This window comes from Ruminiclostridium sufflavum DSM 19573, from assembly GCF_003208175.1.
Lineage (GTDB): Bacteria > Bacillota > Clostridia > Acetivibrionales > DSM-1351 > Ruminiclostridium > Ruminiclostridium sufflavum.
Map to the genome: position 1 here is coordinate 67,179 of NZ_QKMR01000021.1, position 15,845 is coordinate 83,023.

The 15,845-nt window shown below is 42.0% G+C and carries 17 protein-coding genes; 16 read left to right on the forward strand and 1 reads right to left on the reverse strand.

Annotated features, from left to right (window positions below):
- Nucleotides 1–12 precede the first annotated feature (12 nt).
- The gene (locus LY28_RS15240; RefSeq protein WP_110463039.1) at nucleotides 13–810 is read right to left on the reverse strand and encodes a BtpA/SgcQ family protein; all 798 of its coding nucleotides are present in this window, start codon (nucleotides 808–810) and stop codon (nucleotides 13–15) included.
- Between the two features lie 180 nt (nucleotides 811–990).
- On the opposite strand from LY28_RS15240, the gene LY28_RS15245 reads away from it, so the two are divergent.
- The 16 genes from LY28_RS15245 to LY28_RS15320 all read left to right on the forward strand — a co-directional run.
- The gene (locus LY28_RS15245) at nucleotides 991–1,716 is read left to right on the forward strand and encodes a GntR family transcriptional regulator (RefSeq protein ID WP_110463040.1); all 726 of its coding nucleotides are present in this window, start codon (nucleotides 991–993) and stop codon (nucleotides 1,714–1,716) included.
- Nucleotides 1,717–2,009: 293 nt separating this feature from the next.
- Nucleotides 2,010–3,458, forward strand: a complete 1,449-nt coding sequence (locus tag LY28_RS15250; protein WP_242981333.1) for a YfcC family protein — start codon at nucleotides 2,010–2,012, stop codon at nucleotides 3,456–3,458.
- Between the two features lie 58 nt (nucleotides 3,459–3,516).
- On the forward strand, nucleotides 3,517–5,106 hold the full coding sequence (locus LY28_RS15255) for an amidohydrolase (protein WP_110463041.1): 1,590 nt from the start codon (nucleotides 3,517–3,519) through the stop codon (nucleotides 5,104–5,106).
- Nucleotides 5,107–5,122: 16 nt separating this feature from the next.
- Entirely contained in the window at nucleotides 5,123–5,977 is an 855-nt protein-coding gene (locus tag LY28_RS15260; RefSeq protein WP_165835599.1) for a sugar phosphate isomerase/epimerase family protein, read from the forward strand.
- Nucleotides 5,977–6,813, forward strand: coding sequence for a sugar phosphate isomerase/epimerase family protein (locus tag LY28_RS15265; RefSeq protein WP_110463043.1), 837 nt, complete (start codon nucleotides 5,977–5,979; stop codon nucleotides 6,811–6,813). The genes LY28_RS15260 and LY28_RS15265 overlap by 1 nt, the downstream gene beginning before the upstream one ends.
- Nucleotides 6,814–6,832: 19 nt before the next feature.
- Nucleotides 6,833–7,801 (forward strand): SIS domain-containing protein, encoded by a 969-nt coding sequence (locus tag LY28_RS15270; RefSeq protein ID WP_110463044.1) that lies wholly within the window; start codon nucleotides 6,833–6,835, stop codon nucleotides 7,799–7,801.
- A gap of 14 nt (nucleotides 7,802–7,815) precedes the next feature.
- Nucleotides 7,816–8,676: a PfkB family carbohydrate kinase gene (locus LY28_RS15275; protein ID WP_110463045.1), complete on the forward strand. Its 861-nt coding sequence runs from the start codon at nucleotides 7,816–7,818 to the stop codon at nucleotides 8,674–8,676.
- 13 nt (nucleotides 8,677–8,689) lie between these two features.
- Nucleotides 8,690–9,490 carry a fructoselysine 6-kinase gene (gene frlD, locus LY28_RS15280; protein WP_242981341.1) on the forward strand — a complete coding sequence of 267 codons (801 nt, stop codon included), beginning with the start codon at nucleotides 8,690–8,692 and terminating at the stop codon, nucleotides 9,488–9,490.
- Nucleotides 9,477–10,364, forward strand: coding sequence for an amidohydrolase family protein (locus LY28_RS15285; RefSeq protein ID WP_242981343.1), 888 nt, complete (start codon nucleotides 9,477–9,479; stop codon nucleotides 10,362–10,364). Before frlD ends, LY28_RS15285 begins: the two co-directional genes overlap by 14 nt.
- On the forward strand, nucleotides 10,364–10,792 hold the full coding sequence (locus LY28_RS15290) for a secondary thiamine-phosphate synthase enzyme YjbQ (RefSeq protein WP_110463046.1): 429 nt from the start codon (nucleotides 10,364–10,366) through the stop codon (nucleotides 10,790–10,792). The genes LY28_RS15285 and LY28_RS15290 overlap by 1 nt, the downstream gene beginning before the upstream one ends.
- Nucleotides 10,793–11,095: 303 nt before the next feature.
- Nucleotides 11,096–12,478 (forward strand): TrkH family potassium uptake protein, encoded by a 1,383-nt coding sequence (locus LY28_RS15295; RefSeq protein WP_242981345.1) that lies wholly within the window; start codon nucleotides 11,096–11,098, stop codon nucleotides 12,476–12,478.
- 161 nt (nucleotides 12,479–12,639) lie between these two features.
- Nucleotides 12,640–14,016 (forward strand): tRNA (N(6)-L-threonylcarbamoyladenosine(37)-C(2))-methylthiotransferase MtaB, encoded by a 1,377-nt coding sequence (mtaB, locus tag LY28_RS15300; protein WP_110463047.1) that lies wholly within the window; start codon nucleotides 12,640–12,642, stop codon nucleotides 14,014–14,016.
- A gap of 124 nt (nucleotides 14,017–14,140) precedes the next feature.
- Nucleotides 14,141–14,407: an IreB family regulatory phosphoprotein gene (locus tag LY28_RS15305; RefSeq protein ID WP_110463048.1), complete on the forward strand. Its 267-nt coding sequence runs from the start codon at nucleotides 14,141–14,143 to the stop codon at nucleotides 14,405–14,407.
- Between the two features lie 140 nt (nucleotides 14,408–14,547).
- Nucleotides 14,548–14,970, forward strand: coding sequence for a Holliday junction resolvase RuvX (ruvX, locus tag LY28_RS15310; RefSeq protein ID WP_110463049.1), 423 nt, complete (start codon nucleotides 14,548–14,550; stop codon nucleotides 14,968–14,970).
- Between the two features lie 129 nt (nucleotides 14,971–15,099).
- Nucleotides 15,100–15,387 (forward strand): DUF1292 domain-containing protein, encoded by a 288-nt coding sequence (locus LY28_RS15315; protein ID WP_110463050.1) that lies wholly within the window; start codon nucleotides 15,100–15,102, stop codon nucleotides 15,385–15,387.
- A 292-nt stretch (nucleotides 15,388–15,679) separates the two neighbouring features.
- The coding region (locus LY28_RS15320) for a transposase (protein WP_207658124.1) at nucleotides 15,680–15,845 on the forward strand (166 nt) is incomplete at its 3' end.

Here is a 15,845-nt window from a genome sequence, read left to right on the forward strand (position 1 = left end):
CCTTTTGTAAAATCATAGTCTTGCACAGGACATAAATTCCGAAACGCGCTGCCTGTCAACAGAATTTTCAAATTTTCCGTTTGTTTTCAGTGTTGTTCCGACAAAAGCCCCGTCGCAAACGGCAAGCACACCTTTGACATTGCTTGCATTACAGCCGGTTCCGCATACCACAGGAGTATTTCCTGCGACTTTTTTTATATCCTCCAGCAAGCTTCCTTCAGGATTCAGGCCGGGTGCTGTCCCGCCTACAACCAGTGCATCAGGATGACAGTTAAAAAGCATTGTCTGTGCGATATCGGTGTAGGAGCGGTCGTTTAAGTAAACCTCACCTTCGCTCGTAACGAAATAAAAGAGCTTAAGGTTATCTAAACGCAGTGCGCTTTTCAGACGCAATGTTTTTGCAATGTTGCGGTTCACAAGTCCATGATCGCCAGCCCATGCGCCTGTAAACAGACAGCGGGTAAAAAGAGCACCTGTGGCGGCGCAAAGCTCTATAGTTGCATCTCCGTCATAAATTGCTTCAACTCCGAAAGGCACGTAAATCAAATTTCTTATAGCTCCTATCACCATCGCCATAGATGCGAGTGCAACCTTGGAAACCTCCTTTTCATATGGCATACTGAATTCATTTGTAATCAGGACACCATCTACACCGCCCTCCTGAAGTGCAGTGAGATCGGATTTCGCCTGCTCTATTACCTTCTCAATTGAGTCAGACGTGCTGTAAAAGGGGTCTCCCGGAAGAGAAAACAGGTGAAGTAATCCTATAATAGGTTTTTCTGTGCCGAACATATCGCTAAACCAGGACAAATTCAATCAACTCCTATAATATATAATACGTAATATAACGTTATATAAAAATTGTAGCATGTGCGAAGGTATTTTGCAATGAAAATTTTGTAGATATATTTATATTTATTGTTATTTAAAAAATGGTATATTATACTTATAGTAATTTTATAGTATTGAAAAAATGGAGAAGATTATATTATGTTAAATGAAGACTCATTAACGCCTTTGTACCAGCAGATGATGGCGGAAATTAAGAGTAAAATTGAAGATGGGGAGTATGCCTACAATGAAAAAATTCCGTCCGAGGAGAAGCTCGGAAAGGAATATTCTGTCAGTAGAATTACTGTGCGAAGGGCTATTGATGAATTGTGCACAGAGGGGTATCTTATTAAAAAGCAGGGAAAGGGAACTTTTGTAGACAAGAAAAAAATGCACAGGAAGCTTGAGAAAACAAGCGATGTGCTCAGCTTTTCAGAGGCTTGCCGGGCGGTAGGGATGATACCCGGAGCAAGAGTAATCAAAAGATCTGTTTGCATTGTGCATGCGGACGAAAGAAAATTTTTCGGGGTTCCGGAGGATACGCCTATTTTGTATATACAGCGTGTTTTATCGGCTGATGGCACGCCTATTCAGATTGAGAACAATTACTATCCGTATACGAAATTTAAGTTTTTAATGGAGGAGCCTCTTGAAAATGGTTCTTTATTTGCATTGTTGAGGGAAAAGTACGGAATTAATGTGTGCAATACAAGCAAAACCCTGCTTGAAGTTGTGCGGGCAAAGGGTGAAAAGGCTGAACTGCTGGATGTGCTGACAGGAGAGCCTCTGTTTTACCAGAATTGCTATTTTATCGATGAAAATGAAGAGCCCTTATTTATAGGACGCCAGTATATAGCAGGGAACCGCTATGTATTCAATCTCTGAAATAAATAATCCAAAGACACATCGGTTTCTCAATCCATAGTAATTGACTATTCATATCCGGAATGTTTCGGCTTGCAGGCTGCCGGTATCAGGTTTGATATAAGACCTATACCGGCAGCCTTTTTGGTTGCTTATCTATATAAAAAATTTTTATGGCACATAATAGATAATATATTTGGGAAAAGGATAAAATTTTTTTCTAGTTGACAAAATGTTTTCTGTTTGCTAGAATGAAAAAACAATATGACGATATATGATGTCATAATTTCCACAAATTTGAGGAGGGACTGTTAATGCCAGAAGAAGCTTTTGCGATGAAAAGTAAAAAGAAGATCAAGCTGCCACATGTCTACACCATTGCGTTCATGTTAATTGTTTTCTTTGCAATATTGACATGGATTATTCCAAGCGGACAATTTGAACGTGTGGAACAGGAAACAGCAGCGGGTACACGTATGGTTGCTGTGGCAGGTTCGTATGAGCCGGTGGACAAGGTTACCGAAGATGGTGACCTGAGGCAGGGATTGTTTGATATCCTTATGGCTCCGACAAAAGGAGTTCAGGCAGCAAGTGATGTTGTTGCATTTGTATTGCTTATAGGAGGTTCGTTTGCGCTGTTAAACAAAACAAATGCAATAAATGCCGGGATGAGCCGTGTTATCAAAAGGCTTAAGGGCAAGGATATTCTGATGTTCCCCATAATAATGCTGCTGTTTGGCCTTGGAGGAACTACTTTCGGAATGTCTGAGGAAGCCTTGCCGTTTTATGCTATTTTTCTGCCTATTATAATGAGCATAGGCTATGATTCTATGACAGCCTTTATGCTTTGCTTCATGGGTGCGCAGCTCGGATATTGTGCTTCTACCGTAAACCCCTTCAACGTATTGATTGCACAGGGCATTGCCGGTATACAAGGCAATCCTCAGCTTGGCCTGCGCTTTTTATGGTTTGTCATATTTATGGCACTGGGTATAGCATGGATTATGAGGTATGCACTCAAGGTCAAGAAAAATCCTTTAAGCTCCATTACTTATAATGATGATATTCTGAAAAGGCAGGAATTTTCTATTGAGTCGGCTGAACAGATGGCTGATGTTCCGTTTACCACAAGGCATAAAATTGTTCTGCTTATTTTTGCGGCAGGAATGGGAACGATAATCTGGGGTCTTTTGAAAAAAGGCTGGTATATGGATGAAATAAGTGGTGTTTTTCTTGCTATAGGCTTATTCTCTGCAATTGCCGGCGGATTGTCCGAACAGGAAATGGCCGAAGAATTTGTAACGGGTATGAAGGACTTTACGTATGCAGCAGTAATAATTGGTATTGCACGTGGGATACTCGTTATTGCAGAAGGCGGACTGATTATTGACACAATATTGAATTCACTCGCAACAATGCTCTCCGGAGTATCAACATGGCTTTACACTACAATGATGTACTTTGTACTCGGGGGTCTGACCTTCCTGATTCCTTCCTCATCGGGCCTTGCATCCCTTACGATTCCTGTCTTGGGACCGCTTACCGAGCTTATGGGCGTTAATCCTGAAGCCTCTGTAACAGCTCTTCAGTTTTCAAACCAGATAGTAAATACAATAAGCCCTACTGCCGGTATGACTGTTGCAGGTCTTGCCGTATGTAAAATTTCCTTCCCGCAGTGGTGGAAAACCTGCTGGAAATTTGTGCTTCTAATTTTTGTGCTGGGTATTGTTTTTACAGCCATTTCAGGATATATAGCTGTATAAGGAAAGTTAAAGGGATGCATGCCATATGCTTTGCATATGGTGACAAGAGGCTCCGTAAGTGCCTGCAATTTTTATGGAAAAAGAAACGGAGGTGGGGAATATTAAGGACGAAAAATGCTTGGTTCTTTTATCAAAAAATATTTTTTCCGCAGAGACAGCAAGGCCTGTTGACGGCTTTGTGGCAATAGAGGGAAACAGGATTGCAGAGGTCGGAAGCCGGGAGCAGGTCTCCCGGTGGATTGAAAAGGCGGACCGAATTATTGATCTTGGGAGTAAAACAGTAACGCCCGGTTTTGTAGATTGTCATACCTTCTTCAGCGGATATCTGCTTCTTTCTATAGGTGTTGATTTTTCACAGATAAAGTCGGACAAGGACGGTGTTGAAGCCATAAAAAGCTATAGTGCCTCCTATCCTGACAGAGGGTATGTTTTTGGACATGGCTGGCGGCCCGAAACCTTCAGCATCAGTGACGAAGGCTTGCTTGACAGGGAGTTTCCGGATAAGCCTGTAGTGATTTTTTCTTCGGGACAGGATAATTGCTGGATGAACCGGAAAGCAAGGGAGAAATTCGGTTTCGCACCTGAGAAATGTTATGCTGAAATGCTCTGGCGTATGATGCCGTTTTATTTAAATGAGCCTGAAACCGAGAGAAAATATGTTTCTTATATGAGGATGCTCAATGAGCGGGGAATCACCTCGATAAAGGAAATGACATTTGACGATTATTACGGCTTTGCCGATACAATGGAGCGCCTTGAAAAAAACGGGGAAATGACTGTACGGGTATCTTTTATGTCCCAGCCGGTTGGACGCGGTATTGATCTGGAGCATGGAAGGGCAATGAAAAAACGCTTTACCGGGGATTTTTTGAAATTCAGCGGGTACAACCGCATGACTGACCGCGGCATTGCACGATTTTTAGGTGAATTGAATGAACCGTATAAATCAAACCCCGATACAAAATGCATGACTCCTGTCGAATGGGGACTAATTGGCAGGGAAACCCTTGAAGCTGATAAAAACGGCTTCCGGTTTTCACTTCATTGTCAGGGTGACGGTGCCTTCCGTCATACGGTTGATTTATACAGCCGTTGTGCTCAGGAAAATGGAAGGCTGGTAAACCGTCATGCCGTTACAGACCTTGAGTTTACAAGACCGGAGGACTTGGAGAGATTTGGAAGCATGGGCGGGATTGCTGAAATATACGCTCAGATTCAATCACTGGACAATAAGGCTGAGCTGATTTCCATGATAGATTCACAGCTGGGGATGGAACGCGGGAAGTATTACTGGAACCGGAGGCAGATGATTGACAGCGGAATTTGTCTCACCTGCGGAACCGATTTGCCTCTGCTGTTTCCGGATGTGCCGCAAAGTATTTATTGCGGCTGCGGAGGATATTTCAAGGATGGAAAAAGCTTCAATGAAAGAAATATGATAACCGTTCCTGAAATGCTTACTGCGTGGACAAGGAACGGCCAGTACAGTCTGGGTAATGAAAAGGTGCTGGGAACACTTGAAAAAGGTAAGCTTGCAGATATTGCAGTACTTGATGAGGACATTTTCAGCATACCTGTTGAAAAGGCCGGGCAGGTAAAGGTTTGCCTTACAATTTCAAACGGCCGGGTTGTATATGAAAAACCTTAGAAAAGGAGAGAAGGATATGGCATTCTTAAGGAGAGAACAGGTTGCTGCGATGGGAATCCATTATATCTATTACCCGCTTGAATATATGCTGGATGCTCAGCGTGATGCAGGCTTTAAGACGGTAGAGATTTGGGCCGCCTCCCCGCATTATCTGATGGATTATAAGAGCTGTCAGGAGCCTGCTGAGCTGAAAAAGAAGGTAGAGGACCGGGGAATGAAAATCGGTTCCTTCTGCCCGGAGTGCGCGACCTACCAATATCTTATGTGCGGTGCAGGTTTCCCTGGTTTCAGAGAACGCAGCATGGATTATTTCAAGCTTGGCATTGAATGCACTGCAAGGCTCGGTGCTGAAATTATGCTCACAAACTGCATTGGAGGCACATGGGATGAAGAATATGAAGCGGTTTACGAGCGTGCGGTGAATAATCTCAGAGAGCTTGCAAGGACCGCCGGAGACAATGGTGTGACAATCGCAATTGAAACAGTCAGGCCGGAGGAATCCAGAGTTATAATCACCTTGCCTGAGCTGAAGCGCCTTTTGAAGGATGTAGGAAGCCCGAATGTAAAGGCCGGACTTGATACTATTGCTATGGGAGTTGCAAATGAAACACTTGTGCAATGGTTTGAGGAACTGGGAAGTGATATTGTACACATGCATTTTGTAGACGGCAGACCTTATGGACATCTTATATGGGGTGACGGATTGTTTTCGCTGGACAGATTTATAGAGACACTTAACCGCTATGGATATCAGGGATATCTTACGCAGGAAATTACAGACGGACGTTATTTTGATAAGCCTGCCGAAGCAGATAAGCTTAATTTCAAGGCATTTGAAGCATATTTTACGGATGGAAAGGGGGCGGTTTGATGGCAGATATCAGACGGGAGCAGGTAGCGGGAATGAATATTCATTATATTAATTATTCGCTTGATTATTTTCTTGATTCACAGAAACGCTGCGGCTTCAAGACCATTGAGCTTTGGTGTGCATGCCCGCATGTATGGCTTGACCATCTTACCTATTACAATGCAAAAGAGATAGGCCTGAAAATCAGAGAGCGCGATCTGAAGGTCTGCGTTTTAACGCCTGAAAACTGTACGTATCCATATCAGTTTGCGGCGAAGGAACCGGAATTGAGGGAGAAAAGCTATAATTACTTTGCAAATGGAATCAGGCTTGCCTCTGAGCTTGGGTGCGGCATGATGGAGGTAAACTCCGGCTGGGGCTATTGGAACGAGGAACGTGAGGAGGCGTGGAAGCGCAGCCGTGATATGCTGAGCAGGCTTGCCGATACGGGACGGGAATATGGCGTTACACTTGTAATGGAAGCCATCCGTCCCGAGGAAAGCCAGCTTGTAATAAATCTTGAGAGTGCAAGGCGTATGTTTAATGAGGTAAACCATCCAAATCTCAAGGTAATGGTTGATACCTGCGCAATGGGTGTCGCAAACGAAACACTTGAAGACTGGTTTAAGGTGTTCGGCGACAATATAAGGCATATGCACTTTATTGATGGCAATCCATACGGACATCTTATATGGGGTGACGGTAAGCACCATCTTGGCAGATTTATTGAGATTCTTAACAAATACGGCTATGAATATTATCTCGGACAGGAAATTACGGACGGAAGGTATTATTCAGACCCCGCAATGCATGATCTCAGAAATATGCGCAACTTTGAACACTATATCGATTATTGACATAAGAAGGGATGATTTAATGAATGCAAATAAAATAATATCAAAGGTAATAAAAGAAAAGGGCAGAATAAGGACGGTTTTCTTTATAGGCTGCGGAGGATCGATGATAGATCTTTATCCGGCAAATTATATGTTGAATGCAGAGGCCTCCGACATAAGCTCATATATTTATACCAGCAGGGAGTTTGTGCTGTCATTGCCTAAAAGACTTGGAAACGACAGTCTGGTTATAGTATGCAGCCATTCCGGAAATACTCCAGAGAGTGTGGAGGCTGCTCATGCCGCCAAGGAAGCAGGGGCATATGTGATTACAATAACACATAACAAGGATTCAAAATGCACAGCGCCGGAATTTGTATCATGGGTATATCCATGGGGGGATGATGTTAAAACCGAATATGTTCCCGTAGGGATTTCTCTGCTGCTTGCTGCGGAGCTTATTGAAGCACAGGAGGGCTTTGCAAAGCACGAGGCGCTTATAAAGGCTATTGACCAGATAGACGGGGTAATTGGGAAAGCCAGATTGAAGGTTAATGAAGAATTATCCAATGTTTTTGCAAACAGCTGCAAGGAAAATCCGTTTTTCTATGTTCTGGGCAGCGGCTCGGCTTTCAGCCAGACATACGGATTTGTAATCTGTTCAATGATGGAAATGCAGTGGCAAAATTGCTGCCATATACACAGCGGTGAATATTTTCACGGACCCTTTGAGGTTACGGAAAACGGACTGCTGTATGTTATACAAATGAGCAGCGGAAAAACAAGAGAAATGGATGAACGTGCGCTTGCATTCCTGCGCGGGCATACCGACAGGCTTATAGTAATCGATGCTTTGGAATATGGAATGGACAGTATTGATTCTTCTGTTCGGGAGTATCTGGATTCCTCACTGTTTTATGCTATTAACTGTGAGCTCAGAGCAGCCCGGGGCAAATTATTCAATCACCCTGTTGAAACCAGGCGCTATATGGATATTGAGAAATATTAAGGAGGACGGTCGTAATGGCTTACAATGTCAGTGTGATTGGCTTTGGAGATAATGTTGTTGACAAATACGAGCACATAAAAACTATGTATCCGGGCGGGAATGCGGTAAACTTTGCGGTGTATGCAAAAAAATTCGGTGCAGTCCGCAGTGCCTATATGGGTATTTTCGGAAACGATGCAGAAGCGGAGCATGTTATAGAGTGCTTGGGCAATGAAAGAATCGAGACAGTAAAGTGCCGTCAGATGATAGGTGAAAATGGCTGCGCACGTGTAACGGTAATAAATAATGATCGTATTTTTCTGGGCTCAAATGAAGGCGGTATACGCGGTGAGGCACGATATGTGCTTGACCGCTTCGATCTTGAGTATATCAGGCAATTTGACCTGCTGCACAGCGGAAATTACTGCTTTACGGAACGTGAGCTTTATAAAATAAGAAATGCAGGTGTTTCTATAAGCTTTGACTTTTCTGATGATTCTACTGATGAATATTATAAGTCTGTGGCTCCTCTTGTTGATTTTGCGTTTATGTCCTGCAGTGATATGAAGGAACATGAGGTTTTGGAACGTCTGAAAGCGGTACATGCTCTGGGACCGGAATTTGTATGTGCCAGCCGCGGAGCAGACGGCTGCATAGGCTATGACGGCAGCCGCTTCTATACTCAGCCTGCCCTTCCGGTTACCAGAATGGTCGAAACTATGGGAGCCGGTGATTCGCTTTTGACGGCATTTCTTGTCGGTTATATCAATGAACGGAAGGAAAAGGGAGCTGTCTGTGAAGAGGGAATTTCAAGATGTCTTTATAATGCGGCGGAGTTTGCATCTTTAGTCTGCGGATATGAAGGTGCGTGGGGATATCCTAAAATATATGAATGACAGGAGAAGCTGTATGGAGATTAAAGCTGCAGGCGTAGGCTTTTGCTGCGCCGATGTATATGAAAAGCTTGGCTGTTTTTACCCGACAGGAAATGGCGTGGATTGGGGAATACATCTTTCAAGAATGGGAATTGACGTATCCATTGTAAGTGTGGTCGGGACTGATTCGTATGGTGAACGTATGAAACAGGAGCTGGAAAAGGAAAAGATAAATGTTGCGCACCTGCGCACCGAGCCGGGTGATACCTGCAAAATGATGATGGATCTGAAAAACGGGACAGACCGCGTGCACCTTGAGGAAATTGAAGGTGTCATGGAAAGCTATCAGCTTACGGCGGAGGAAATAGAGTTTGTTAAGAGCAATGATTATATGCATACCGATTTATTCGGAAGAGTGCTGGAACATCTTGAGGAATTTCACCGGGCAGGTGTAAAAATTGTTATGGATTTTTCAATATTTTCACAAGACCCCGAATATAACTGTGAAAGGCTGTTCCCGTATGTTGACTATGTATTTTTCTCCTGCGATAATACGGAGGAGGAGCCGCTTATCGCATGGATTAAGAAGATTCACTCTTACGGGCCGAAAATTGTTACTGCAACACGAGGTGAAAAAGGAAGTATAAGCTATGACGGGGAAAAGGTATACCGATTTGGCATATTCCCCGCTAATGTTGTAAATACTGTGGGTGCGGGAGACAGCTATATAGCCGGCTTTACTTATGGAATAATGACGGGAAGGGACCTTCCCGCATGTATGGAAATGGGAGCGAGGCTGAGTTCGGAGGTCATTACAAGATTTGAACCATATTAGGCTGAAAGGAAAATATAAAATGTTGATTGATATGCATGTTCATCCTATTTTTTATGACTTAATCTGCGAGGATGCGGAGGAGTTGGAGTTCCGGGGCAATACCTTCGGTGTTTTCAAGCAGGGGCCTATGAGTTTTGACGAGATTTTTGCGGAGATGGCTTTCGGCGGAGTTGAGAAGGCCGCTTTGCTTGCACTTGACGTAAGCACTTCCTGCGGGGGCTTTGTTGTTACAAATGAACAGCTTGCAAAGCTTGTTTCGGCTCATCCGGATAAATTCTTCGGGTTTGCGAGTGTTGATCCTCACAGAAGGGATGCAGCCGATGTGCTGAAGCATGCGTTTGATACTTTGGGACTGCACGGCCTCAAGCTCAACCCGTCAAAGCAGAGATTTTATCCTGATGATAAAATGATGGAGCCCTTGTACAGGCTTTGTGAGGAATATGACAAGCCTGTTATTTTTCATTCGGGAACCTCATGGGAGCCTGATACACCTGCAAAATACAGCCATCCTCTTGCATTTGAGGAGGTTTTTATTCGCCATCCGGACCTTCGCTGCTGTCTTGCACATTTCGGCTGGCCATGGGTAAGAGAAATGGTCATGCTTATGCTTAAGTATCCGAATGTTTATACCGACACATCGGTTTTATATCTGGATTCGCCGGAGGAGTCTATGAAGCGCTTGTTTACGGTTGATATGGGCCCGTTATGGTATGAAAGAAGCTTATGCAAGCAGGTTATGTTCGCTTCGAACACGCCGCGCTTCCGCGCTTTTAAGCTGAAACAGGCGCTTGACAAGGTGGAAATGCGCGATTATGCGAGGCGTGCGTTATATTCGGAAAATGCAGAGAGGTTTTTATTTGGAGGTGCGCTGTAGTGGTAAAACTTGAAACGCTAAGGATTCTTACGCATAAGGCGGAAGAATATATTAATATTACAAAAGAGGTGCATAAAGCGGCGGAGAGCTCCTGTATCAAAAACGGTCTTGTAGCGGTTATCACAGCTCATACAACGACAGGTATAATTGTAAACGAGGCTCTGCCATGTGTTGAAACGGATATATCAGAAACCCTGGACAGGCTGGTGCCGCAGGAGGCACCCTATGCCCACGCGCATTTCCTGCCCAGCTATGGCGCAACGGGCAATAATTCAACAGGACATATTAAAAGTGCCATGGTAGGGAATAACTGTATTTTCCCGCTTATTGACGGGAAAATTGTCTGCGGCGGAGCTCAGGATATATATCTTGCAGAGTTCGACGGTCCTCAGCTGAGACGCGTATTCATCCAAACAATAGGAGAATAGCCGTTATACTCAGTACAGTACTATAATATTGAGCCGCTGCCATCGGTCATATACATGAAGCAGATGTTCTTTCGCGATTATTACATGCGGGAGGAGGTCTGCTTTTTTGTAATGGGTGCTTTTGCATGAACTGTTTCAACAACGGAAAATCCAAAGGTCTTGTTACCAAATTGTGATGGACATAGTCATGCTGTTTGGTATAGAATAAGGTTTAAACATAAATAATTATAGCTGAATTGAAGAAAATAAATTGCGTTGAATTATTTTATGCTTGAATTATTATATTTAAGTAGGTGGAGAGATTTGGATTTAACTTATAAGAAATTAAAAAATAAAAGATATAATTTTTTCAGTATTGCTCCGGCAAGGGCGATAGTGATTAGCTTTGCGATTTTAATACTTTTGGGTGCGATTCTTTTGTCCATGCCCTTTTCGTCCAGATCCGGAGAATGGACTCCGTTTGTCAATTCGCTGTTTACTTCCGCCTCGGCATCCTGCATAACAGGTTTGGTGGTATATGATACTTACGGACACTGGTCAATTGCGGGGCAGATTATTATTTTGCTGCTTATCCAGATAGGAGCCTTGGGGATTATTACCTTGGCTACCTTTTTTTCGATATTGCTCAGGAAGAAGGTAGGAATACGCGGAATGATACTTGCCAAGGAGTCGATAAACTTTTTCAGCTATCCCGATGTTCTGGAAATAATAAAAAAGATTGTAAAGGTGACTTTTATTTTCGAATTTATCGGAGCAGTCATCCTTTCTGCCAGCTTTGTACCGGAATTCGGGGCAATAGGCCTGTATATGGGGATATTCACCTCGATATCTGCTTTCTGCAATGCAGGCTTTGATGTTACAAGTGCTGCTGTAGATGGCTCGTATTTATGCATGATACCATTTAACGATAATCTGGTTGTAATGAATACGGTTTCGGTATTAATTATTATCGGGGGACTTGGTTTCTCTGTATGGAGAGACTTGTATGAATACAGAATAAAAAAACAGCTTACATTTTACACAAAGCTGGTTCTTTTTATTTCGGCTCTGCTTCTTGTATTGGGGGCTTTATTCTTCTTTGTCAATGAATACAATAATCCTAAAACTATGGGCTCTATGAGTGTGCTTGAGAAAATCAACACTTCCTTTTTCCATTCTGCGTCAATCAGAACGGCGGGCTTTTATTCAATAAACTTCGGTGACATGAAGGAGATGTCAAAGGTGTTTTCTGTCTTTCTCATGTTTGTAGGAGCTGCACCCGGCTCCACAGCGGGCGGCATTAAGGTGACTACTTTAGGGGTGCTGGTTATGGCTGTTTTTTCCCAGATACGCGGTTCCGATAATATTGTTTTGTTCAAAAACAGGATAAATCAGCAGACAGTTAATAAAGCATTGTCGATAACCGGGCTCAGCATTATTTTCATTATGGTTATTACTACTGTTATTGTCTCAATTCAGCCCTTTCATTTTATTGATATTTTGTTTGAGATAACCTCTGCTTTTGGTACAGCCGGACTGTCGATAGGTGTCGTGCCCCTGTTTAATAGTGCAAGCAAGGCATTGCTTATTTTGGCTATGTTTTTCGGCAGGGTCGGTTCCCTATCCTTTGCTGTTGCTTTGACAATGAAGCAGTCAAGAAGAAACTCCGATATGGTATATCCGGAAGCTAAGATTTTAGTGGGATGATATTTTGGTGAGCACTGAAGTACAATACGGCTGAAGCCTTTCACAGATAAAATATGAGACTCTGCAATATTCTTCTCAGGGCGGATTGTTGAATTCCTCTGCAGCAAAATGTTATACTAAGGTGAGTTTATTGCAGGGATTACGGAGGGACACAAACAGAAATGGTTGGTTTAAGTAATGAGAAAGCAGATTTAACCTTGGACAGTGAAGAGTTTTATTCTGCTTACGGCCGAAGAAAAAGAGCAGCGGTATTTACTCTTGGCTGCAAGGTTAACCAGTATGAATCGGAAGCAGTATCGTCCATGTTTCAACAAAACGGTTATGATATTTTATCCTTTGAAGAACGGTCAGATGTTTATTTGATTAATACATGTACGGTTACAAGCCTTAGTGACAGAAAGTCCAGGCAAATGATAAGAAAGGCAAAAAAGAATAATCCCGATGCTGTTGTTGTGGTTATGGGATGCTATGCCCAGACCTCCTCAGACGAGGTCTTGAAAATACCTGATGTGAATTTAGTAATAGGCACTAAGGACAGAAGCCGTATATTAGAGCTTATCAGCAGAATTGAAAAAGGTGAATGCAAAATAAATGCGGTTGATAATATTATGTCGGCAAGGGATTTTGAAGAACTGAAAGTAAGCTCATATAAGGAAAGAACCAGAGCTTACCTGAAAATTCAGGAGGGCTGCGGTCAGTTCTGTTCTTATTGTATCATTCCTTATGCCAGAGGCCCGATCAGGAGCAGAAAACCGGAGGACATACTTGAAGAGGTAAGGGAGCTTTCCGAAAACGGTTTTTCAGAAATTGTTCTGACAGGTATTCATCTTGCCTCATATGGAAAGGATATTAAAAATACAGGTTTAATTGATATTATGCAAAGCTTAAATATAATTAAAGGAATTAAAAGAATAAGAATAGGCTCGCTGGAGCCTACTACTATTACGGAGGAATTTGTTAATGCCGCAAACCGTATGTCAAAGCTGTGTCCTCATTATCATTTGTCTTTACAAAGCGGCTGTGACAAAACTCTCAAAGCTATGAACAGAAAATATACAACGGAGGAATACAGAAAAAGTGTCGGGCTGCTTAAAAAGCACATTAAGGATGCGGCTGTGACAACAGATATAATGGTAGGCTTTCCGGGTGAGACAGAAAAGGACTTCGAAGCTTCTCTGAATTTTGCACATGAGATGGGCTTTTCAAAAATACATGTTTTTAAATACTCCCCGAGAAAGGGGACTCCCGCTGCTGAATTTGCCGATCAGGTAAGTCCCGGGGAAAAAGAGAGAAGAAGCCAGTTGATGCTCCAATTATCTGATACTCTTGAAAGGGAGTATCTTGAAAGCTATACCGGCAGGGAGATGGAGGTATTGTATGAGCAGCAGCTGCACGGCAAAAAGGAATTTATGGAGGGGCTTACCAAAAACTATATAAGAGTAAAGGCAAAAGGCGGCGTTGAATTGAAGGGTGTTTTAAAAAATACAAAACTGGAGAAAATAGAAGGAGCTTTATTTGAAGGAAATATTAGTTTGTAAAGAGGTTGCAAAAGGTTGCAGGATGTATTAGTATAGATATGTAGGATTATCCATGTATTAGAATGTAAATTATATAGTGTTAAAAGGGACAATTTAAGGACAGTTGCGGTAGGAAGGTGATATAATGGGAATTAATGAAACAATGATGTTTAATGTAGACAAGGAAAAAGATAATCAAGCAAAAGAAATTCTGATTACTGTATATAGAGCACTGAAGGAAAAGGGGTATAACCCTATTAACCAAATGGTTGGATATATATTGTCGGGAGATCCTACTTACATTACCAATTATAAAAATGCACGAAGTATTATAAGAAGATTAGAGAGAGACGAATTGTTAGAGGAAGTTTTGAAATTTTATCTTGAAAGCAACAATAATGTTTCGGAATAATTATTTATAATAATACAGGCATTCTCATTAAAAGGGGATGCCTGTTAATTTACAGCCAAATTGATAAGCAGCAGAGGCCTTAGACAGCATCAGCCAATTATGGCTGAATTTTTGATACGGGTATAATATGGAGGGAATAAATGCGGGTTTTGGGTATTGATTACGGAGATTCGAGGATCGGTATTGCTGTCAGTGACCCTATGGGCTGGACTGCACAGGGCGTTGAAACTGTAAAATGCAAAGACGGCTTAAAAAAGGCATTGTCCAGAATAATGGAAATAATCACCGCATATGAGGTGAAGGATATTGTCATTGGATATCCTTTAAATATGAACGGCACTAAAGGGCCAAGGGCCGAAAGAACGGAAGAGTTCATTGAAAAGCTTGGAGGTTTCGGAGAATTCAATATTGTTAAATGGGATGAAAGGCTTACAACAGTATCTGCTCATAGAGCAATGAATGAGCTCGGTGTTAAAGCCTCAAATAAAAAAAATATTGTTGATACAATGTCGGCAGTTTTTATTCTGCAAGGATATCTGGACAGGCAGGCAAATAATAAATAAAATGTTGGAAATAACGTGCAAGTGTGTTATTATAAAACGGTATTTGAATAATTCATGATGTATTAATTAATACTAATTTACACATGATTCTGAAAACATAAAAATAGGATATTTCAGGAGGAAATATATATGAGTGAAGATGAAAGAGATGATATTGTCGTTTTAATTGGAGAGGATGGAGAAGAGGTTGAGTTTGAACATCTGGACACAGTTGAATTGAATGGAAACGAATATGTTATTTTGCTTCCGCTGGAAGAGCAGGAGGATGACGAGGTTGATGAGGTTGTTATCCTGAAGGTAGATCATAATGAAGACGGCGAAGATGCTTTTATAACAATTGATGACGAAGAAGAGCTTAATGAAGTTTTTGAAGAGTTTAAAGAGAGAATGGAAGAAGAATTTGATTTTGAAGATTAAATTTGATTAATAACTGAAAGCTTAAAAGCTGCCGGTGGGAATGTACAGCTTTACACTGGGGGTAAATCAGAAAAATATTAAAAACTATAGGTGGTAACAGCCTGTAGTTTTTTTGTTTTATGGGCTTTAGCCTGTTGAGCATAAGGCAAGTTTCTCGGCAGAGAAATGAGCCATGCGAAACAATAAACCACCCGCTATGCGGGTGCGCGACAGAAGTTATACAAAAAAATCACCTTTTCGTTAAAATAGAGTTGTTCAAGCTACTAAATTAACGAGAGGAAAGGTGATTTTAATGGCAAATAAGGAACACAGCTTAGCTCACACAAAATGGATGTGTAAATATCATATAGTGTTCACTCCAAAGTATAGACGAAAGGCGATATATAATCAATACAAACAGAGTATCAGAGAAATTTTGATACAATTATGTAGCTACAAAGGAGTAGAGATACTTGAAG

Bases quoted from the DNA above. Each gene is read 5' to 3' on its own strand.
- LY28_RS15270 (WP_110463044.1), top strand. From the start codon at position 6,833: ATGAATGCAAATAAAATAATATCAAAGGTAATAAAAGAAAAGGGCAGA.
- LY28_RS15245 (WP_110463040.1), top strand. From the start codon at position 991: ATGTTAAATGAAGACTCATTAACGCCTTTGTACCAGCAGATGATGGCG.
- ruvX (WP_110463049.1), top strand. From the start codon at position 14,548: ATGCGGGTTTTGGGTATTGATTACGGAGATTCGAGGATCGGTATTGCT.
- LY28_RS15265 (WP_110463043.1), top strand. From the start codon at position 5,977: ATGGCAGATATCAGACGGGAGCAGGTAGCGGGAATGAATATTCATTAT.
- LY28_RS15260 (WP_165835599.1), top strand. From the start codon at position 5,123: ATGGCATTCTTAAGGAGAGAACAGGTTGCTGCGATGGGAATCCATTAT.
- LY28_RS15315 (WP_110463050.1), top strand. From the start codon at position 15,100: ATGAGTGAAGATGAAAGAGATGATATTGTCGTTTTAATTGGAGAGGAT.
- LY28_RS15250 (WP_242981333.1), top strand. From the start codon at position 2,010: ATGCCAGAAGAAGCTTTTGCGATGAAAAGTAAAAAGAAGATCAAGCTG.
- LY28_RS15305 (WP_110463048.1), top strand. From the start codon at position 14,141: ATGGGAATTAATGAAACAATGATGTTTAATGTAGACAAGGAAAAAGAT.
- mtaB (WP_110463047.1), top strand. From the start codon at position 12,640: ATGGTTGGTTTAAGTAATGAGAAAGCAGATTTAACCTTGGACAGTGAA.
- frlD (WP_242981341.1), top strand. From the start codon at position 8,690: ATGGAGATTAAAGCTGCAGGCGTAGGCTTTTGCTGCGCCGATGTATAT.
- LY28_RS15275 (WP_110463045.1), top strand. From the start codon at position 7,816: ATGGCTTACAATGTCAGTGTGATTGGCTTTGGAGATAATGTTGTTGAC.